Raw genomic sequence first — 18,516 nt, forward strand, 5'->3', positions numbered from 1 at the left:
TACCCGTCACAATGGCCAGAAGACAAGGATGGCGGGGACGGAAACCACGATGATCAGAGCCTCCAGCGGCAGGCCCATGCGCCAGTAATCGCCAAAATGATAGCCGCCGGGGCCCAGAACCAGCGTGTTGTTCTTGTGACCGATAGGCGTCAGGAACGCAGCCGAGGCCGCAACGGCCACGGTCATCAGGAACGGGTCGGGCGACACCCCGAGCGTTTGGGCCATCTGGATGCCCACCGGGGCCGCGACGATGGCGGTGGCGGTGTTGTTCAGAACATCCGACAAGGTCATCGTCACGACCATCAGTACGGTCAGGATCGCCCATGCGGGCAGACCATTGGTCAGCTGAATCAGCGCATTGGCAATCAACTCGGTGCCGCCGGATGTTTCCAAAGCGCTGCCCAGTGGGATCATCGAGCCCAGCAGCACAACCACGGGCCATTCGATATGGTTATAAATTTCTGTGATTGGCATGACCTTGGTCAGCACAAAGGCTATGACGACAAGACCCAATGCGACGGGAAGGTAAATCAACCCAACACTGGCCGCGAAGACGGCAACTGCAAATAGACCGATGGCCAACAAGGCCTTGTCATTTGCCGTCACGTTCAACCCGCGTTCGGCCAAAGGCAGACACCCCAGCCAGTCGGTCACATCGGCGCTGCGATCACGGGGGCAAAGCAGCAGCAAGATATCGCCCGGTTCAACCTCGGTCTTGCGAACCTGTTCGGTGATCTGACGACCCTGACGTGAGATGCCCATCAGGACGGTGCTCTGGCGCCAAGCCAACCCGATACCCTGCGCTGTACGGCCGGCTATGTGCGCACTTTCCGGAACAACCACTTCGATCACTTCCAACCCGTCGCCTTCAGCCGTCAGCAGCTCCTGCCGTCGCGTGTCCGAGAAATCCAGTTTCAGCGCAGAACGGAATTCGTCCAGCGCTTCGGGGCGCGCTTCCAGTACCAGCGCGTCGCCATCGTTCAGTGTGGCATGGGTTGACCGGCCATATCGCCGTTTTCCATCCCGGATCAGGCCGATGATAGCCACGTCGGATTTTTCGGCCGTTTCATAAAGTTCGCTGACCCGTTTGCCGATATGGGCAGAGCCCGGCGGAATCGTCAGTTCGGCAATGTATTCGGCCAGAACCTCGGATGTTTCTTGTTGCACGCCGCGATTGGGTATCAATCGCCATCCGATCAGCGCGACAAACGCCAGACCGGCGATCGCTGCTATTCCACCAACAGGGGCGAAGTCGAACATATGAAACGGCTCGCCCAGCGTTTCCTGCCGGATCGAGGCGATGATGATATTCGGCGGGGTGCCGATCAGGGTGACCATGCCCCCCAGAATGGTGGCAAAGCTTAGCGGCATTAGGGAAAGGCCCGGGGGCCGACCTGCTTTTCGCGCGGTCTGAATATCCACGGGCATCAGCAAGGCAAGCGCCGCGACATTGTTCATGAAGGCCGACAGAATCGCACTGATCCCGCCCATCAGGGCGATATGCGCGCCCAGCCCCCGTGACGCATCAACCAGAGTTCGGGTGATCAGAAATACCGCACCTGACCTGACCAAACCGGCAGAGATTACAAGCACCAGCGCGACGATAATGGTCGCTGGGTGGCCAAAGCCCGCAAAGGCATCATCGACCGGCACAACACCCAGCACGACACCGATCATAAGCGCGGCAAAAGCCACAAGGTCGTATCGAAACCGACCCCAAAGCAGCATTCCGAAGACAGTGATGAAAAGCGCGAAAAGAATGATCTGATCTGTCGTCATGCCGTCACCATACAAGGCGGTGAGGTCGTCGCAAGCCGCTCTCTTGATCCTGCCCCCCGCAAACGTCTATATGAGCGCCGAACACGCAAACATGATGACGAGGACGCACTATGGCAGGCCACTCCAAATGGGCCAACATCCAGCACCGCAAGGGGCGTCAGGACGCCGCGCGGTCCAAACTGTTTTCCAAACTGTCGAAAGAGATCACTGTCGCCGCCAAGATGGGCGACCCCGATCCCGACAAGAACCCGCGCCTGCGTCTGGCGGTGAAAGAAGCCAAGTCGAACTCGGTCCCCAAGGACGTGATCGACCGCGCGATCAAGAAATCGCAAGCGGGTGAAGGTGACGATTACGAAGAAATCCGCTACGAGGGCTATGGGCCCAATGGTGTTGCGGTCATTGTCGAAACCATGACCGACAATCGCAACCGGACCGCATCGACCGTGCGTTCGACCTTTTCGAAGAATGGCGGCAACCTGGGCGAGACCGGTTCGGTCGGTTTCATGTTCGAACGCAAAGGCGAGGTTGTTTACCCGGTGACCGCAGGGGATGCAGATTCCATTTTCGAGGCGGCCATCGAAGCGGGCGCGGAAGACGTCGAAAGCTCGGATGACGGTCACATCATCTGGTGCGCCGATACCGATCTGAACGATGTCTCCTCTGCATTGGAAACCGCGCTTGGAGAATCAGAATCCACCAAGCTGGTCTGGAAACCGACCACAACGACGGAACTGGGCCTGGAAGACATGCAAAAGCTGATGAAGCTGGTAGATGCTTTGGAAGACGATGACGACGTGCAGCGTGTCACGACCAATTTCGAAGCCACCGACGAGGTCATGGCGCAGCTTTAAGCTGACCCAATACCAACTCATTGAAACCCGGTCGCACGGCCGGGTTTTTTGTTTTTTGATGGTCTTATTGAATTATTGGCTGAAACATTCGATGCGCTTAGGCTGAAAGTGCGGGAAATACAGAAAACACGAAGACACAGTACGAATGACATCCGAAACTTCCGATCAGACCAAGCGCAACGTGCCCGTCCTGGCCGGGCAAAGTATCCTGTCTCAGGTCGCTTGGACGCTCGGCAGCCCGTCGGTTGTTTTGCCGTTTTTAGCCGTTTCCTTCGAGTTGCCGATGTTTGTAGCAGGGGCACTGGTGTCGGTGCGGATGGTCGGTTGCTTGATTGCCGACTTCTTTCTGGCGCAACCCGTTGCAGCAAGAAGCCGGAAGAAACATGCAATTGCGTTGACCGAAGCGGTCATTGGCGCCTGTCTGGTTCTGGCAATAGCTGCGGCCGCGACCGGGGCTGTCCCATTGATCGCAGTGGTTTTCCTGTCTGTATTTCTTGTGATCGGGCTTGTCAGCGAAGTGCAGACCTTGATGCTTACGGATCTGCTAGGGGACCATGTTCAGGCGCGTTCGCGCATGATCATGCAATATCTACAGCTTGGTGCAGGGGGGCTATGTGCCATTGGCCTTGCGTTGCTGGTGCATCAGATCACCAAGGATAATCCACCCTTTTCGCGCCATTCAGTCATGATTGGCGTTTCGGTTTTATTCTTCCTGCTGTCTGGTCTGTTCATGCTGGCGATAACAGAAACCGCGCGTGAGGTCGCGCCGACGACACCGCAGGAGTCCGAAAGGGGCATTTCGATTAAGGCGAATATCAAGGGTGTTCTGGGCATGTTCGAATACCAGTGGTTCCGGAGCTATATGATCATGCGTCTGCCCTTGGTTGCTGTGTCGCTGTCCGTTCCGTTCTTCGCGCTCATCGCAGCCGAAGCGCATCACAGCTCGACACAGGGATTGACCGCGATGATCGTCTCTTCCGCTTCGGGATATCTTGTATCGGGCCCTCTGTGGCAAATCATCAACATGAAATCCCATCGTGCGGTCATGGTGGTCGGGACATTGATGGTCGCCGCAACAGGCAGTGTTCTTTTGGTGTTCCACTATTTGGGCATCGACCATCAGATTCACTTGCATGCAATTGCACTGTTCGTTGTCACCGTTGCTGTGACCGGGACCAGCAGTGCGCGTAAGCTCTATTTTCTGGATGTGGCACCCAAAGAGCAGCGGGTGCGGGGATCGGCGGCGGTCAAGGCGTTCGCGCGTTTAACCGCGGTGTTGTTGTCTGCGGGCCTTGCCGCTGTCGCCCATATGCACGAGGTCGCGATGGCCGTCGCATTCATCGTCGTCGCCAGTCTGGTGTCCTGTATAAACTGCTACCGCATGATGCAACCAGAACGAAAAAAGGCGGAACAGCCCTCGAATTGAGTTTTTGGCGAGCGTCGCGAAAGCCTCAGAAGAAGGATGAAATCTCTTCCAGGGGTTTCTTGAGTTTTGCCACAGCAGGCACAGTCGCTCCTTCTGACGGGTGTCCCACCGCGATAATCATGGTTGGTTTTTCCGACGCGGGCCGGTCCAGCGCGTCGTTCAGAAACCGCATCGGGTTTGGGGTGTGGGTCAGGGTGCTGAGGCCCGCGTGATGAAGCGCGGCAATCAGAAAGCCGGTGGCAATGTTCACACTTTCCGGGACGTAGTAGTTCTTGTACCGCGTTCCATCCTCGAATTGCCCCCAGCGCTGGGCAAAAACCACGATCAGCCAGGGGGCGATTGTCAGATGTTCTTTGACCGCGTTGGTGCCGATGGGCTCCAGTGCCTTGATCCATTCATCCCCGGCGCCACCTGCGTAGAATCGGCGTTCTTCTTCTTCGGCTTCTTCCCGGATGCGGTGTTTCAGGGCAGGGTCCGAGATGGCTGCAAAATGCCAGGGTTGGTGATTGGCGCCTGACGGCGCGGTACCCGCGGTGCTCAGGCTGGTTTCGATTACCTCACGGGCAACGGGGCGGGGGCTGAAATCCCGTACAGTATGACGCTGACGCATCTTTTCGTAAAATGCCTGCGCCGCGCCCAGCATGTCTGTATCGCTGATGTCGCATCGATCCGGCAGGGGAATGGGGTCATAGCTAAGAGCGTCACGTGAGAACATCGGTTCCTCCGAAAATGTCGTGTTTGTTTAGTCGCTTTGAGGCGGAAGCAAAATCCGTTCTGAAGCTTTTTTGACAGCCTGGGTCAGTGGTTTGAGTGCGGGCGCGAGAACACGCCCAACCTGCCAGCTCAGCGCGACATCCAACGGCGCATCAGGTACGATGGGGCGCAACAGCCCTTGTTTCAAAGCCTCCTGCACCAGAGCCGCGGGGTTCATACCCCACCCAAGCCCGGCAATCGCCGCGTCCACAAATCCTTGTGAAGAAGGCAGGAAATGAGACGGGGGTGACAGACGTTTGCCAGTGTGTTGAACAATCCAGGCCCTTTGCAGCCCGTCCTTTTGGTTGAAAACCAGGCAGGGTGCCTTGCCCAGTTCTGCCTCGGTCACTTTGTCCCGAAACCAGGTGTTGATGAATTCCGGGCTGGCCGTTGGCAGGTACCGCAACACGCCCAATGGGATCGCGTCGCACCCGGTCACTGTCTGGCCGCCAACGGTGACGGCGGCGCTTACCTCGCCCCGCCGCAGCCAGTCTGCGGAGTGATCCTGATCGTCGATCACCAGATCGAACAGCATGTCAGGCACCTGCGCCATCGCATCAACAAACCAGGTGGCCAGACTGTCTGCCGGTACGGCAATGCGGACGCGGGCGGACCTTGATTCCTGCTCCAGCGTAAGCTCTCGAACCAGCTGTGCCTCAAGCAGTCCGACATCTTCCGCGTAACGGGCGATGCGCAGCCCGGCGGGCGTTCCGGTGCAAGGGGTGCTCCGATGTATCAGGGTGGCTCCAATCCGATCCTCAAGCGCCCTGATCCGCTGGGATATCGCCGAGGGCGTCACCGCCAGCTCTGCCGCAGCCGCATCAAAGCTGCCATGACGCAGAATGGCAGACAAAGCGGACAGGTGAAGAGGATCCAGCAACATTAGTCAGGCTTAACTCGGGATAACATCTTTAATTTGATAGATCGCACCGACGATCTTAGTCAACGTCTTGCAATAGCAGGAGGTCCCATGCCCACGTCCATGATCGCCGGTTTCGCGCTGGGTTTCAGTCTGATCCTCGCCATCGGGGCACAGAACGCCTTTATTCTCCGACAGGGGTTGCGGCGTGAACATGTGTTTCTTCTGTGCCTGACCTGCTCAATGTCTGACGCGGTTTTGATTGTTGCAGGCGTCACAGGGTTCGGGACTCTGGCGCATTCAGCCCCCTGGTTTGAACCTGTACTGCGATTTGGCGGGGCCGCTTTTCTGACGTGGTATGGGCTGCGCAGTTTCGGGTCTGCCCTGCGGGGTGGCGCGGTAATGGAAACGGGCAACGGCCCGCGAACCAGCCTTAAAACCGCAATGCTTACCGTTCTCGCCTTCACCTGGCTGAACCCGCATGTCTATCTGGATACAGTGGTTCTGATCGGTTCCATCTCGGCACAGTATGATGACCGGGTCGGATTTGCCATCGGGGCGGTCACGTCCAGCTTTGCCTTCTTCTTTTCACTTGGATACGGCGCAGGTGTTCTGTCTCCGGTGTTTGCGCGCCCGCGCGCCTGGCAGGTGCTGGATGCAGTGATCGGTGTCGTAATGCTGGGTATCGCACTGAAACTTGTTGTCATGTGAAGGGTTGTTCCCGGCAGGGTTTCGGTGTTCAACCTAAGCCATGACATCGCTTGCCGTTTCGTCGCGCCCGCTTGCCGCTATGTTCTGGATGTTTGCCGCCGGGCTGTCCTTTGTTGTGATGACCGCATTGGTCAAATCTCTGGGCACGACGATGAATCCGATCCAGGCCGCATTCCTGCGTTATGCGCTGGGATTGGTGTTTCTGTTACCGGCCTTGCGGTCGATCATGGCGACCCGGCTGACACCCCGCCTGCTGACGCTGTTCGGTTTGCGCGGTGTAGTACACGCGATTGCTGTCATGCTTTGGTTCTTCGCCATGACACAAATTCCCTTGGCCGAAGTCACTGCGATGAACTACATGACGCCGGTTTATGTCACCTTGGGTGCAGCCCTGTTTCTGGGTGAGAAGTTGGCTTTTCGCAGGGTCGCCGCGATTCTGGTCGCTTTGGTGGGCGTGCTGGTCATCCTGCGCCCCGGGTTTCGCGAAGTCTCACAAGGTCACCTTGCCATGCTCGGAACGGCCCTGATGCTAAGCGGGTCCTATTTGCTGGCCAAGCTTCTTGTCCGCGACGTTCCACCTTCGGTTGTTGTGGCGCATCTGTCCATCTGGGTAACCATAGCCTTGATCCCCTTTGCGGTTGCCGTCTGGACCCGGCCCAGTATGCAAGAACTCGGGGTTCTGTTTCTGGTGGCCAGCTTTGCGACCGCAGGTCATTACTTCATGACATTGGCGTTGCAGGCCGCGCCTGTGGCCGTCACACAACCCGTCACTTTCCTGCAGTTGATCTGGGCCACGCTTGTGGGTGCAGCAATCTTCCACGAAAGCGTCGACCTTTGGGTTGTGGCTGGCGGAACCCTGATACTGGGCGCTGTAAGCTTCATCTCATGGCGCGAGTTCATGTTGAACCGGCGGGACTTGACGCCTCCCAGTATTGCGCCGAAGCTGTAACAAGACATCTCAGTGTTTACATTGATTGACGAGTCAATAAAAACATCCTAGCTTGGTCGCATGACACCTGTATGGGGAAAGCGATGCCAAAAGTTGGAATGGAGCCGATCCGCAAGGACGCGATTGTTCGAGCGACGATTGCTGAACTGGGTGTCAAGAAATCCCTGGATGTAACCGTAAGCCAGATTGCCAAACGCGCGGGCATGTCCAGCGCATTGGCACACCATTATTTTGGCGGAAAGGATCAGATATTTCTGGCCGCAATGCGTCAGATCCTCGCCGACTTCAGCGACGAAGCCAGGGCCCAGTTGAAAGCGGCCAAACCGGGCAATCGGGCAGAGGCGATTATCCACGCCTGTTTTGCCCCTTCGTGTTTCACACCTGACGTGACTGCCGCCTGGATGACGTTTTATGTGTTGGCGCAGACCAACAGTGACGCGCTGCGATTGTGGCAGATCTATCAGGCGCGCATCAGATCGAATCTGGTTCATGCCCTGCGTCCAAGGATGCTGGATCCGGTTGAGGCTGCCGAGAATATGATTGCCCTGATTGACGGGCTCTATATTCGCGCAGCACTCAGCGCCCCGGAAGAACCGCAACTGGCCGTGAACCACGCTATGCGCGTGCTCGATACTCTGCTCGAGGCTGAAAAATGACAAAACCAAACATTCTGATCCTGATGGTGGATCAGCTGAACGGAACCCTCTTTCCCGACGGTCCCGCTGACTGGCTTCATGCTCCGAACCTGAAGAAACTGGCCGAACGGTCGACCCGCTTTGCCAACGCTTATACTGCGTCGCCGCTTTGCGCGCCGGGGCGGGCCAGCTTCATGTCCGGTCAATTGCCCTCAAGCACCGGCGTCTATGACAACGCGGCAGAGTTTCGCAGCGATATCCCAACTTACGCACATCACCTGCGTCGCGCGGGCTATTACACCTGTCTGTCAGGCAAAATGCACTTTGTCGGGCCGGACCAGATGCACGGGTTTGAGGATCGCCTGACAACTGATATCTACCCGGCCGATTTTGGCTGGACACCGGATTACCGAAAGCCGGGTGAGCGGATCGACTGGTGGTATCACAACATGGGGTCGGTGACCGGCGCGGGTATTGCCGAGATTTCCAACCAAATGGAGTATGATGACGAGGTCGCCTATAACGCCAAGGCCAAACTGTATGACCTTGCGCGCGGCAAGGATGACCGCCCATGGTGCGTGACGGTCAGCTTCACCCATCCGCATGATCCCTATGTCGCCCGTCGCAAATACTGGGACCTTTACGAGGATTGCGCGCATCTGCTGCCCGAAATCGCTGATATCGGCTATGACAACCAGGATCCTCACGCCAAGCGGATCTTCGATGCCAACGACTGGCGTAGCTTCGACATCACCCAAGAAGATATCCGAAAGTCGCGCCGCGCCTATTTCGCCAATATTTCCTATCTGGACGACAAGATCGGTGAAATCCTCGAAGTGCTCGAAACGACACGGCAAGAGGCGATCATCCTGTTCGTCTCGGATCACGGTGACATGCTGGGTGAACGTGGCCTCTGGTTCAAAATGAACTTCTACGAAGGCTCGGCGCGCGTACCTTTGATGATATCGTCCCCGGATTTGCCTGCGGGGCGGATCGATACGCCGGTTTCCACCATCGACGTGACACCCACGCTCGGGGCTCTGGCAGGCGTTGACATGGACGAAATCGCACCATGGACGGACGGCGAAAACCTGGTGCCATTGGCGCAAGGTGGCACGCGAACCGCGCCTGTGGCTATGGAATACGCGGCCGAGGCATCTTACGCGCCGCTGGTGTCGCTGCGCTATGGCAAGTGGAAATACAATCGATGCGCGCTGGACCCGGATCAACTGTTTGATCTTGAGGCAGACCCGCATGAGCTGACCAATCTGGCAGACAGTCCCGAACATGCGGGCACGCTGCAAACCCTGCGGGCAAAGTCCGAGGCCCGCTGGGATTTGGAGCGCTTCGACGCGGATGTCCGCGCCAGTCAGGCGCGACGCTGGGTCGTGTACGAGGCACTGCGGCAAGGCGGATATTACCCATGGGATTATCAGCCGCTGCAAAAAGCGTCCGAACGCTACATGCGCAATCATATGGATCTGAACATCGTCGAGGAAAACGCCCGGTTCCCACGCGGCGAGTAATCTCTTCGTCTTTTTGAAAATACTCCCGCCGGAGGCGTTTTTCCCGGCGGGCGGGGAGTTGTGAATATGGAAGCAGATTTTGTCATCGTTGGCGCAGGGTCCGCAGGCTGCGCAATGGCATATCGTCTGAGCGAAGGTGGGGCCTCGGTTCTGGTGATCGAGCACGGTGGTACCGACTTGGGGCCGTTTATCCAGATGCCCGCCGCGCTCAGCTATCCGATGAACATGTCGCGCTATGACTGGGGATATCAGTCCGAGCCCGAACCGCATCTGAACAACCGCCGTCTGGCCTGCCCGCGCGGCAAGGTGATCGGCGGGTCATCGTCGATCAACGGCATGGTTTATGTACGCGGTCACGCACGCGATTTCGACACTTGGGCCGAGATGGGGGCCGACGGCTGGTCCTATGCGGATGTGCTGCCCTATTACAAACGCATGGAGACATGGCATGACGGTGGTCATGGCGGCGATCCGGCCTGGCGCGGAACCAACGGCCCGTTGCACGTATCGCGCGGCCCACGTGCGAACCCACTGTTTCAGGCCTTTGTCGATGCGGGTCAGCAGGCAGGATACGAGGTCACCGGCGACTATAACGGCGAAAAGCAGGAAGGCTTTGGCCCGATGGAACAGACCGTCTGGAAAGGGCGGCGCTGGTCAGCGGCGAATGCATATCTGAAGCCCGCGCTCAAGCGTGACAATTGCGATATCGTGCGGGGCCTTGCGTCTCGGGTTGTTATGGAAAACGGTCGCGCCACTGGCGTGGAATTGATCCGTGGCGACAAGAAAGAGATCATCAAGGCCCGGCGCGAGGTCATTCTGGCTGCGTCCTCGATCAACTCGCCCAAGCTGCTGATGCTGTCCGGTATCGGCCCGGGCGCGCATCTGGCGGAACATGGGATCGACATTGTAGCAGATCGTCCGGGGGTGGGTGCGAACCTTCAGGACCATCTGGAGCTTTATATTCAGCAGGCCTCGCTGCAACCCATCACGCTTTACAAACACTGGAACCTGTTCAGCAAGGGCCTGATCGGGGCGCAGTGGCTGTTTACAAAAAAGGGGCTAGGGGCGTCGAACCAATTCGAGAGCGCGGCCTTTATCCGGTCGAAACCGGGGGTGGAATACCCTGATATCCAGTATCACTTCCTGCCAATTGCGGTCCGCTATGATGGGCAGGCTGCGGCTGAAGGGCACGGATTCCAGGCACATGTCGGCCCGATGCGCTCGCCCTCGCGGGGTGCGGTCACACTGCGGTCGGGCAGGGCTGAAGACGCACCGGTGATAAAGTTCAACTACATGAGCCACGAAGAGGATTGGGAGGATTTCCGCACCTGTATCCGACTGACCCGTGAAATCTTTGGGCAGGATGCGTTCAAACCTTACGCCGGTAAGGAAATTCAACCGGGTGCCTCTTTGCAAACGGATGAAGAGTTGAACGCCTTTATCGCGGAACATGCCGAAAGCGCCTATCACCCCTGCGGCACCTGCCGGATGGGGCGTGCGGATGACAAAGGTGCGGTGGTCGATCCTGAGGGTCGCGTCATCGGTGTGGACGGGCTGCGCGTCGCGGACAGTTCGATTTTCCCGCAGATCACCAACGGCAATCTCAACGCGCCCTCGATCATGGTAGGCGAGAAAGTATCGGATTCCCTGCTGGGCAAAGACCCGTTGCCCAAGGCCAATGACCGCCCGTGGATTCACCCGGGCTGGGCAACCGCGCAGCGTTAATCCTTCTGAACTGCCCCCGGTTGAATGCGTAAATTTTCGGCGCTTGCCGGGGGTATATTAGCAAAAAGTTCAGTGTTCTTGTCCAGATAAGCCTGAGCCACGTTTCAGAACAACTTGCCCTCTGCACGGCAGGATGGCGCGTGGCGTTGTATTGAAACTCACGGGATTATTGCGGGTAGTTGATCCCGGTCAAAGCGAAAGCTCGGTCACGCTTCTATCACTGATTTGCAACGACATATGAAGGAGCGAACAGAGATGTCTCACACCCCGCATGAACTGGCCGAAGAGTTTCCGGACAAAGTTGAACTGATGAGCCAGCTCAAGCAAACGGATGCGCATTTTGCGCGGCTGGCCGATGAATATCATGAGGTCAACCGCGAAGTTCACCGCGCTGAAACCAATGTCGAGCCCATGGAAGAATTGGCTGAGGTTGACCTGCGCAAAAAGCGCGCGGCGCTGAAGGATGAGATTTGGGCGATCCTGTCCAAGGCTTAAACATAGTGACGGGGGCTCTGCCCCCGTCGTGACCAGAGACGCTACACCGGTGGGATAATAAATCAGACTAAGATCAGGTCACTTCATAGGGCAGGGTGCCGCGAATATGGGTGTCGATGCTCAGACGGCGTTCCAGCGGCGGGACCGAACGCTGGTGACAGGTTTGCCGCTCGCAGATGCGGCAGGAAATACCGATAGGCTCGTAGGCGCTGGCATTGTTGATGTCGAGGTTATCAGCATAAACAAGAGCCGGGGCATGACGGACCTCGCATCCCAGCGCTATGGCGTACCGTCTGACCGGAGCGCCAAACGAGCCCCCAGATTTTGAGACATCCCGCGCCAGCGAAATATAGCGAACACCATCAGGCGTTTCCGCCAGCTGCCGCAGGAAATGGCCGGGCGTTTCAAAGGCGCGATGCACGTTCCAAAGCGGGCAGGCCCCACCAAAGCGCGCAAATTGCAGGCGTGTGGCCGAGTGCCGCTTGGTGATCGTACCGGCCTGATCAACCCGGACGAAGAAGAACGGGATACCCTTGGCGCCGGGACGCTGTAGTGTCGACAGCCGATGTGCAACCTGCTCGACCGACGCCCCGAAACGGTTGCTGAGCAGCTCCAGATCGTGACGCTCTTCCTGAGCGGCGGTCAAAAACGCGGTATAAGGCATCAGAGAGGCACCAGCGAAATAGTTGGCAAGTCCGATCTTGGCGATGGCGCGGGCTTCGTCGCTTTGGAATTTGGCGAAATCCAGCGTCGCCTCCAGCAACTGGTCCTGACTGATCAGCGCAACCTGCAACAGAAGTTGGAACACTTGCGTCTGCGGCGCAGCACGGGAGGACAGGCGCAAAATTTTGCTGTCGACATCATAAGCGCGCAAGGGGCCCGTATCTGAAAAAACCACCTGAATTCCACGCTCTGAAAGGCTGCTCAGGGCGGCTTGCCGGATACCGCCGGGGCCGTCGGCGCGGTTGGCAAACAGTTCCGCAGCCCTGTCCACGGCGTCGATGTAGTTGTCGCAGTAGTGGAAGAAATCGCGCACTTCTTCCCACGGGCTGGCCTGAATGCGCGCATCTTCGCGTCCCAAAGCCTCGTCCAGCGAGGCAAGGCGTTCATGTGTCTGCCGATAGGTTTTATGCAATTCGATAAACGCCCGCGCCAGAGCCGGGGCGTTGGAAGCTGTCAGTCGCAGATCTGCCAGTGGGGGCTGAATGTCCGAAAAAACAGGATCGGCCAGCGCCTCGCGCATGTCTGAAACAAGACGTTCGCTGTCTCCGGTGCTGAGTTCGGTAACATCCATTCCGAATTCCTGCGCCAGAGCCAGCACAACCGTGGTCGAGATCGGCCGGTTGTTGTTCTCCATCTGGTTCAGGTAGGGCAGTGAAACTCCCAGTTTGGCGGCAAATTCGCGCTGCGTCAGAGTCGGGCGCGTACGCATTTCGCGCAGTTTCGCGCCCGCATAGAGCTTTTGGGTGGCCATAGGGTGCCTTTGCAAGTTTTCCAATTGCCGAGGATAACTTTGCAAAGTCATTGGGGCAAGCGGTTACAGCCCTAATTGCCGTTCTCTTCGTACGACAGTTGAAATTGCGACGATCGCCAGAACGGCTGTTGCCAGCATCAGCCAAAGCAGCGGCATCGCGCCGGTTTCACGCGTCAGCAAGGCACCTGCCAGCGCGCTCAGCCCGGCGCCGCCGCCCAACATGATGGCGCCACTCAGGCCCGAGGCGGTTGCAGCCAGGTGAGGGCGCACTGATAGCGCGCCCGAGGTTGCGTTGGGGATGACCATGCCATTGCCGACGCCCACAAATGTCATGAACCCAAAGAAACTAAGTGCGGTTCCGCGGTCCGCTAAAAACAGCAATGCCGATACAGCGACGCCAAACGCATTGAACAGGCTTCCCCACAGCACCATGCGGTTCACGCCGAACCGTACTGAAAACCGCCCACTCATAAAGTTACCTACAAAATACCCAACCGCAGGTGCGCCAAAATAAATGCCAACCTGTGCCGCGCTCAAGCCGAAGAGTTCTGTGCCAATGAACGGTGCGCCGCCGAGGTAGGCGAAAAACGAACCCGAAGAGAAGGCGCAAGCCAGTGAGTACCCCCAGAACCGTGGCGAGGTTAGAAGTTCGGGGTATTCCTTGAATTGCTGGACAAGTGTCTTGCCGCTTTTTGCCGATGTTTCCCCAAAGTCCGAATAGGTCAGTGCCATAGTCAGCAGACCTACGGCAAAGGGCAGCCAGAAATTCGCTTTCCAACCAAAACTCACTTCCAGCAAGCCGCCGATGGCAGGGCCAATCATTGGAACCACGGCCATGCCCATCGTCACATAACCGATCATCGAGGCAGCTTGATCCTGATCGTACATATCCCGCACCGCAGCGCGGCTGAGAACCATACCGACGACCACAACCGCCTGACACATCCTGAACGCCAGAAAAACCGTAGCATTGGGGGCAAAGATGCATCCCAGGGTTGCCATCAGGAACAGGCCAAGGCCCCAAAGCAAAACCGGCCGTCTGCCTGCCTGATCCGCGATTGGACCTATGAGAATTTGCAGAATGGCATTGATCAGCAGATAAAGCGCAATCGACAGCTGCATGACCTTGTAATCGGTTTCGAAATACTCGGCCATGTTTGGCAGGCTGGGCAGAAACAGGTTCATGCTCAGGGCGGAAAGGCCCGAGAGTAAAACAAGCGTCGCCAATGTGGGTGGTGTGCGGTGGACCGCGTCAGAGCTGAACTGCATGGTTCACATGTATAGCCGTGGATTTTCGGATTGCCAGTCATTCGCAGAATTGCTCGTGAAAATTCGCAGTTTTGCAGTTATCCAAATTACTGTTGCTGAAATTTTGCAAATTTGCCGAAAATAGCTTTGGATGAGCGGCCCAAACAGGTAGGGTCCCGGCAAATTTATAAGGGGATAGTCGTCATGAAAGACATTCTTTCCGAATTGGAAGCCCGCCGTGATCACGCACGTCTGGGGGGCGGGCAGAAACGGATCGATGCCCAGCACGCGCGCGGCAAGCTGACCGCACGTGAACGGATCGAACTTCTGCTGGACGAGGGCAGCTTTGAAGAGTTTGACATGTTCGTCAGCCACCGCTGCACCGATTTTGGGATGGAAAAACAAAAGCCTGCGGGTGACGGTGTCGTCACCGGCTGGGGCACGATCAACGGGCGCATGGTTTATGTGTTCAGCCAGGATTTTACCGTCTTTGGCGGATCGCTGTCAGAAACCCATGCTCAAAAGATCTGCAAGATTATGGACATGGCGGTGCAGAACGGTGCGCCGGTAATTGGCATCAACGATTCGGGCGGCGCGCGCATTCAGGAAGGTGTGGCTTCGCTGGCGGGTTATGCCGAAGTGTTCCAGCGTAACATCATGGCTTCGGGCGTGGTGCCGCAGATCAGTGTAATCATGGGCCCCTGTGCCGGTGGTGCAGTGTATAGCCCGGCGATGACCGACTTTATCTTCATGGTCAAAGACACCTCTTACATGTTCGTGACTGGCCCGGATGTGGTGAAAACCGTAACCAACGAAGTGGTGACTGCCGAGGAACTGGGCGGGGCTTCGACCCACACCAAGAAATCCTCGGTCGCTGATGGCGCGTTCGAAAACGACGTCGAAGCTTTGGCCGAGGTGCGGCGCCTGGTGGACTTCCTGCCCCTCAACAACCGCGAAAAGCCGCCCGTGCGCCCGTTCTTTGACGAACCCGGCCGGATCGAGGCTTCGCTGGACACTCTTATCCCAGAGAATCCGAACACCCCCTACGACATGAAGGAACTCATCGCCAAAGTAGCGGATGAAGGCGATTTCTACGAAATTCAGGAAGATTTTGCCAAGAACATCATTACCGGGTTCATCCGGTTGGAAGGTCAGACCGTTGGCGTCGTCGCAAATCAGCCGATGGTGCTGGCCGGGTGTCTGGATATCGACTCGTCACGTAAGGCTGCGCGCTTTGTACGCTTCTGTGACTGTTTCGAAATCCCGATCCTGACACTGGTCGACGTTCCTGGCTTCCTTCCGGGAACAAGCCAGGAATATGGCGGTGTCATTAAGCATGGGGCCAAGTTGCTCTTTGCCTATGGTGAGGCGACCGTTCCGAAGGTTACGGTGATTACCCGAAAGGCTTATGGCGGTGCTTATGACGTTATGGCCTCGAAGCATTTGCGCGGTGATTTCAACTATGCCTGGCCCACCGCCGAAATCGCGGTCATGGGGGCCAAAGGGGCGACCGAGATCATTCATCGCGCCGATCTGGACGATGCGGACAAGATTGCGTCTCACACCAAGGATTACGAAGACCGATTTGCAAATCCCTTCGTGGCAGCCGAGCGCGGCTTCATCGATGAGGTGATCATGCCGCATTCGACCCGCCGACGTGTGTCCCGGGCATTTGCCAGCTTGCGCGGCAAACAACTGAAAAACCCGTGGAAAAAGCACGACAATATCCCGCTGTGATCCTTCTGGGGGCGGGGTGATCTGCCCCGCTCAATCTTTGACCGTCACAGCGGTTCTGAGGCTGAAACCCCCTCAAATTGAGGCGGAATTGACAAAACCCGGCAAATAGTTGAATGATCCGACCCGTCAGACATAGAACCGCGCAGGCCAATCGTACTGCGCGCGCGACCCCGGAAGGAGGAGCTCGCCGCTGGTGGGTCCGGGGTTGCGCCATTTGTCTGGTTGTTCTCACCTTCAATCATCCGGCTTTTGCGGACTCCGATTCGTTGCTGCCGGTGCCTTCGGGCCAGCCAGTGCAACTGGGCGATGTCCTGCTGGACAACAATCCAGGCGAGCTTTGGCTGCGCTTTCGCTTTATCGCGCCCAGAATAGGCGCGTCAGTGGGGCGGATCGGGTATGATGTGGCGTCGAAGGATATGGAGCACCTGTGCCAGATTCTGGCCGTTCCATATGTCGCGCAGCATGAATTGCAGCCGGCGCGGGTCGTGATCTCTTTGTCCGATCGCCCGGTTGAGTTTGGTGATGCCGCCCCTGATGCGACCCAGTTTTTTGAGGCCTACCGGCTGGAGCAGTCCAAGTGTATCTGGGAGGGGCTTTGACCATGACCGCAAGATTCCATGAGTACAAAGCATCTCAAACCAACTGTGCGGCTTTGGAGGTGCGCATCATGAACCCATCCCTTTTCGGGCTCGAATTGCTTTTGTCTGCAAGTATGACACAAGGGGGCCTTTCATGCTGAAGCATCGTGGTTTTCCCGGTCGCCTTTCAGGCACAGACTTTCAGTTCACCATTCGTCGCGCCAACCCAAAGGGCGTTACACCGTTAACGCGGCGGGAGCGGTTTCGGGATCGTAAACCTGCGGACAAGCGCGCTGATATTGCGTTCATGGAAGCCCTTTGGACCCATTTCGGTGACCAGCCGTTCGAACGGGGCAATCTGGATGCCGGGCGTTTGAGCTGGCTGTTCGGGCGCGAAGTCATTCCGGCAGAAGACCCCTTTGATCCGGCCAGCTATGATGCCTTGCTTGTCATCGACGTAGACGCTGCGCGCGCATCCTTCCCGGACATCATCGACGGGATGGACTGATTGTGATATTCGCAGCCGTACATAAGCCAATCACTGCCGGTTTCGGGAAGATCCTGCCCGAAACCGGGCAGGATTTGTGTGTGGTCTCAGAAGTTCAACTGCGCCGCAAGCTGAACACGGCTGCCATCAAAGGTTCTGCCGGTGGGCGCGTCGTTCCGCTCGCCATAGATATACTCGGCGCTGAGCGTCAGACTGTCTGTCGCCTTGTAGAACGCGTTGACATGGATCGTTTCCAGCTCGGTGAAGGACAGGGTGCCGGTCGAGGTCGGCAGATCATAACTCTCGCGACCATAGGAAATGCCAACGTTCAACTTCGGGCTGAGGTCCTGCCTGAATTCCACGGTATAGCCATCCACATCGTTGGCCTGTCCTCCGACAATGGCATCGCCGAGACCGATCAGGTATGGCCCAAGCGCCTCACCAGTGACGTAGTTGACCTGGAACAATCCACCTTGCCAGGGGCGAATGCCGCCCGACAACGTAAAGCCCGTCTGATCCACTTCGACATTGCCGGAATTGGCTTTGCCGTACAAAACGGCTCCACGGGCAATATATGTGCCGTCGTTATACTCCGCCGAGGCCGTCAGGACGGGATCATCGGAATTCGACCCGCTCACGTTCTCTTCGATCGAGACCGCAAACTGTGCATTGCTGCCAAGCTGCCCAGTGTATCTCAACTGCGGGACACGGGCGAATGCGATACCCACCGGGCCGTTGAATTCGACGGTGGTCGGGTAGGTGTCCAATGGTTGGAAGTTTGTCCAATACTGACCGATCAGGAACTGGTCGCCAATGGTGATGTTGGCATGGCGTATGCGCAATTCAGCCGTGCCACCGGAACCGAACAGGTCAAGCTCAAGCTGTCCGCCAATGTCGCCGATCCCGCTTGGGGTGGTGGTGCGCAGTCCGATCCGCGATTGGCGAACGGTTGCCCCGAAGGTGCCGTCGGTTGCGGCCGAGGGTTCGCCGATGACATTCACGAACGCCGTATCCCCCTGATCGTAGTCGAAGTCATAAAAGAAATCGGCCTTCACATATCCGTAAACGTCCAGAACGGTGTTGCCGATGCGGAAATCTCCGTTGGCGGGGCTGCTTTTGCCGGCTTCCAGCGCCTCGACCCGTGCGCGCAAAGCGTCGAGTTCGGCCTGGGTCTGGGCGTCCTGAGCGAAAGCAAACGTGCCAGTCACACTGAGCGCAGAGGCAGCGAGCAGGAGTGCCTTTTTTCTAGTCATAGTCATGTGGGTGTTCCTTTGAGTGCGAGT

The 18,516-nt window shown here is 57.5% G+C and carries 17 protein-coding genes; 11 read left to right on the plus strand and 6 right to left on the minus strand.

Going from position 1 to position 18,516, the window contains the following annotated elements; translation table 11 throughout:
• Nucleotides 1-6: 6 nt before the first annotated feature.
• On the minus strand, nucleotides 7-1,779 hold the full coding sequence (locus ACR3FC_RS14010; RefSeq protein ID WP_480475803.1) for an SLC13 family permease: 1,773 nt from the start codon (nucleotides 1,777-1,779) through the stop codon (nucleotides 7-9).
• Between the two features lie 110 nt (nucleotides 1,780-1,889).
• Here ACR3FC_RS14010 and ACR3FC_RS14015 point away from each other — a divergent pair, with 110 nt between their 5' ends.
• Both ACR3FC_RS14015 and ACR3FC_RS14020 read left to right on the plus strand, forming a co-directional pair.
• A complete protein-coding gene (locus ACR3FC_RS14015) occupies nucleotides 1,890-2,630 on the plus strand; it encodes a YebC/PmpR family DNA-binding transcriptional regulator (RefSeq protein ID WP_480475805.1) in 741 nt (246 codons plus the stop codon).
• A 145-nt stretch (nucleotides 2,631-2,775) separates the two neighbouring features.
• On the plus strand, nucleotides 2,776-4,056 hold the full coding sequence (locus tag ACR3FC_RS14020; RefSeq protein ID WP_480475807.1) for an MFS transporter: 1,281 nt from the start codon (nucleotides 2,776-2,778) through the stop codon (nucleotides 4,054-4,056).
• Nucleotides 4,057-4,081: 25 nt separating this feature from the next.
• On the opposite strand, the gene ACR3FC_RS14025 is transcribed toward ACR3FC_RS14020, so the two are convergent.
• Nucleotides 4,082-4,771, minus strand: a complete 690-nt coding sequence (locus ACR3FC_RS14025) for a nitroreductase family protein (RefSeq protein ID WP_480475809.1) — start codon at nucleotides 4,769-4,771, stop codon at nucleotides 4,082-4,084.
• A gap of 27 nt (nucleotides 4,772-4,798) precedes the next feature.
• Complete coding sequence (locus tag ACR3FC_RS14030; protein ID WP_480475811.1) at nucleotides 4,799-5,692, minus strand: LysR family transcriptional regulator ArgP; 894 nt, start codon at nucleotides 5,690-5,692, stop codon at nucleotides 4,799-4,801.
• 87 nt (nucleotides 5,693-5,779) lie between these two features.
• Between ACR3FC_RS14030 and ACR3FC_RS14035 the strand changes: the two genes are divergently transcribed.
• The 6 genes from ACR3FC_RS14035 to ACR3FC_RS14060 all read left to right on the plus strand — a co-directional run bounded on the left by ACR3FC_RS14035 (nucleotide 5,780) and on the right by ACR3FC_RS14060 (nucleotide 11,709).
• Complete coding sequence (locus ACR3FC_RS14035; RefSeq protein ID WP_480475813.1) at nucleotides 5,780-6,379, plus strand: LysE/ArgO family amino acid transporter; 600 nt, start codon at nucleotides 5,780-5,782, stop codon at nucleotides 6,377-6,379.
• 40 nt (nucleotides 6,380-6,419) lie between these two features.
• Complete coding sequence (locus tag ACR3FC_RS14040) at nucleotides 6,420-7,328, plus strand: DMT family transporter (protein WP_480475815.1); 909 nt, start codon at nucleotides 6,420-6,422, stop codon at nucleotides 7,326-7,328.
• Nucleotides 7,329-7,411: 83 nt separating this feature from the next.
• A complete protein-coding gene (gene betI / locus ACR3FC_RS14045; protein WP_480475817.1) occupies nucleotides 7,412-7,984 on the plus strand; it encodes a choline-binding transcriptional repressor BetI in 573 nt (190 codons plus the stop codon).
• Nucleotides 7,981-9,489, plus strand: coding sequence for a choline-sulfatase (gene betC, locus ACR3FC_RS14050; RefSeq protein WP_480475819.1), 1,509 nt, complete (start codon nucleotides 7,981-7,983; stop codon nucleotides 9,487-9,489). Before betI ends, betC begins: the two co-directional genes overlap by 4 nt.
• Before the next feature lie 66 nt (nucleotides 9,490-9,555).
• Nucleotides 9,556-11,214 (plus strand): choline dehydrogenase, encoded by a 1,659-nt coding sequence (gene betA / locus ACR3FC_RS14055; protein WP_480475821.1) that lies wholly within the window; start codon nucleotides 9,556-9,558, stop codon nucleotides 11,212-11,214.
• Between the two features lie 255 nt (nucleotides 11,215-11,469).
• Nucleotides 11,470-11,709, plus strand: a complete 240-nt coding sequence (locus ACR3FC_RS14060; protein WP_480475823.1) for an HP1242/YdcH family protein — start codon at nucleotides 11,470-11,472, stop codon at nucleotides 11,707-11,709.
• A 73-nt stretch (nucleotides 11,710-11,782) separates the two neighbouring features.
• Here the strand turns inward: ACR3FC_RS14060 and ACR3FC_RS14065 are convergent, their stop codons facing one another.
• Both ACR3FC_RS14065 and ACR3FC_RS14070 read right to left on the minus strand, forming a co-directional pair.
• Nucleotides 11,783-13,183 (minus strand): helix-turn-helix domain-containing protein, encoded by a 1,401-nt coding sequence (locus ACR3FC_RS14065; protein ID WP_480475825.1) that lies wholly within the window; start codon nucleotides 13,181-13,183, stop codon nucleotides 11,783-11,785.
• Between the two features lie 63 nt (nucleotides 13,184-13,246).
• The gene (locus tag ACR3FC_RS14070) at nucleotides 13,247-14,452 is read right to left on the minus strand and encodes a multidrug effflux MFS transporter (protein ID WP_480475827.1); all 1,206 of its coding nucleotides are present in this window, start codon (nucleotides 14,450-14,452) and stop codon (nucleotides 13,247-13,249) included.
• Between the two features lie 183 nt (nucleotides 14,453-14,635).
• Between ACR3FC_RS14070 and ACR3FC_RS14075 the strand changes: the two genes are divergently transcribed.
• The 3 genes from ACR3FC_RS14075 to ACR3FC_RS14085 all read left to right on the plus strand — a co-directional run bounded on the left by ACR3FC_RS14075 (nucleotide 14,636) and on the right by ACR3FC_RS14085 (nucleotide 17,254).
• The gene (locus tag ACR3FC_RS14075) at nucleotides 14,636-16,168 is read left to right on the plus strand and encodes an acyl-CoA carboxylase subunit beta (protein WP_480475829.1); all 1,533 of its coding nucleotides are present in this window, start codon (nucleotides 14,636-14,638) and stop codon (nucleotides 16,166-16,168) included.
• A gap of 113 nt (nucleotides 16,169-16,281) precedes the next feature.
• The gene (locus ACR3FC_RS14080; protein ID WP_480475831.1) at nucleotides 16,282-16,767 is read left to right on the plus strand and encodes a DUF6497 family protein; all 486 of its coding nucleotides are present in this window, start codon (nucleotides 16,282-16,284) and stop codon (nucleotides 16,765-16,767) included.
• Nucleotides 16,768-16,900: 133 nt separating this feature from the next.
• Nucleotides 16,901-17,254, plus strand: a complete 354-nt coding sequence (locus ACR3FC_RS14085; protein ID WP_480475833.1) for a hypothetical protein — start codon at nucleotides 16,901-16,903, stop codon at nucleotides 17,252-17,254.
• Nucleotides 17,255-17,340: 86 nt separating this feature from the next.
• Here the strand turns inward: ACR3FC_RS14085 and ACR3FC_RS14090 are convergent, their stop codons facing one another.
• The gene (locus ACR3FC_RS14090) at nucleotides 17,341-18,492 is read right to left on the minus strand and encodes a DcaP family trimeric outer membrane transporter (RefSeq protein WP_480475835.1); all 1,152 of its coding nucleotides are present in this window, start codon (nucleotides 18,490-18,492) and stop codon (nucleotides 17,341-17,343) included.
• Between the last annotated feature and the right edge of the window lie 24 nt (nucleotides 18,493-18,516).

This window comes from Ruegeria sp. AF3 (genome assembly GCF_056536285.1).

Excerpts from the sequence above, each read along its gene's own strand:
- ACR3FC_RS14035 (WP_480475813.1), top strand. The coding sequence starts at position 5,780 with ATGCCCACGTCCATGATCGCCGGTTTCGCGCTGGGTTTCAGTCTGATC.
- ACR3FC_RS14080 (WP_480475831.1), top strand. The coding sequence starts at position 16,282 with ATGATCCGACCCGTCAGACATAGAACCGCGCAGGCCAATCGTACTGCG.
- ACR3FC_RS14015 (WP_480475805.1), top strand. The coding sequence starts at position 1,890 with ATGGCAGGCCACTCCAAATGGGCCAACATCCAGCACCGCAAGGGGCGT.
- betA (WP_480475821.1), top strand. The coding sequence starts at position 9,556 with ATGGAAGCAGATTTTGTCATCGTTGGCGCAGGGTCCGCAGGCTGCGCA.
- betC (WP_480475819.1), top strand. The coding sequence starts at position 7,981 with ATGACAAAACCAAACATTCTGATCCTGATGGTGGATCAGCTGAACGGA.
- ACR3FC_RS14070 (WP_480475827.1), bottom strand. The coding sequence starts at position 14,452 with ATGCAGTTCAGCTCTGACGCGGTCCACCGCACACCACCCACATTGGCG.
- ACR3FC_RS14040 (WP_480475815.1), top strand. The coding sequence starts at position 6,420 with ATGACATCGCTTGCCGTTTCGTCGCGCCCGCTTGCCGCTATGTTCTGG.
- ACR3FC_RS14060 (WP_480475823.1), top strand. The coding sequence starts at position 11,470 with ATGTCTCACACCCCGCATGAACTGGCCGAAGAGTTTCCGGACAAAGTT.
- ACR3FC_RS14090 (WP_480475835.1), bottom strand. The coding sequence starts at position 18,492 with ATGACTATGACTAGAAAAAAGGCACTCCTGCTCGCTGCCTCTGCGCTC.
- ACR3FC_RS14030 (WP_480475811.1), bottom strand. The coding sequence starts at position 5,692 with ATGTTGCTGGATCCTCTTCACCTGTCCGCTTTGTCTGCCATTCTGCGT.
- ACR3FC_RS14085 (WP_480475833.1), top strand. The coding sequence starts at position 16,901 with ATGCTGAAGCATCGTGGTTTTCCCGGTCGCCTTTCAGGCACAGACTTT.
- ACR3FC_RS14020 (WP_480475807.1), top strand. The coding sequence starts at position 2,776 with ATGACATCCGAAACTTCCGATCAGACCAAGCGCAACGTGCCCGTCCTG.
- ACR3FC_RS14025 (WP_480475809.1), bottom strand. The coding sequence starts at position 4,771 with ATGTTCTCACGTGACGCTCTTAGCTATGACCCCATTCCCCTGCCGGAT.
- ACR3FC_RS14065 (WP_480475825.1), bottom strand. The coding sequence starts at position 13,183 with ATGGCCACCCAAAAGCTCTATGCGGGCGCGAAACTGCGCGAAATGCGT.
- ACR3FC_RS14010 (WP_480475803.1), bottom strand. The coding sequence starts at position 1,779 with ATGACGACAGATCAGATCATTCTTTTCGCGCTTTTCATCACTGTCTTC.
- betI (WP_480475817.1), top strand. The coding sequence starts at position 7,412 with ATGCCAAAAGTTGGAATGGAGCCGATCCGCAAGGACGCGATTGTTCGA.
- ACR3FC_RS14075 (WP_480475829.1), top strand. The coding sequence starts at position 14,636 with ATGAAAGACATTCTTTCCGAATTGGAAGCCCGCCGTGATCACGCACGT.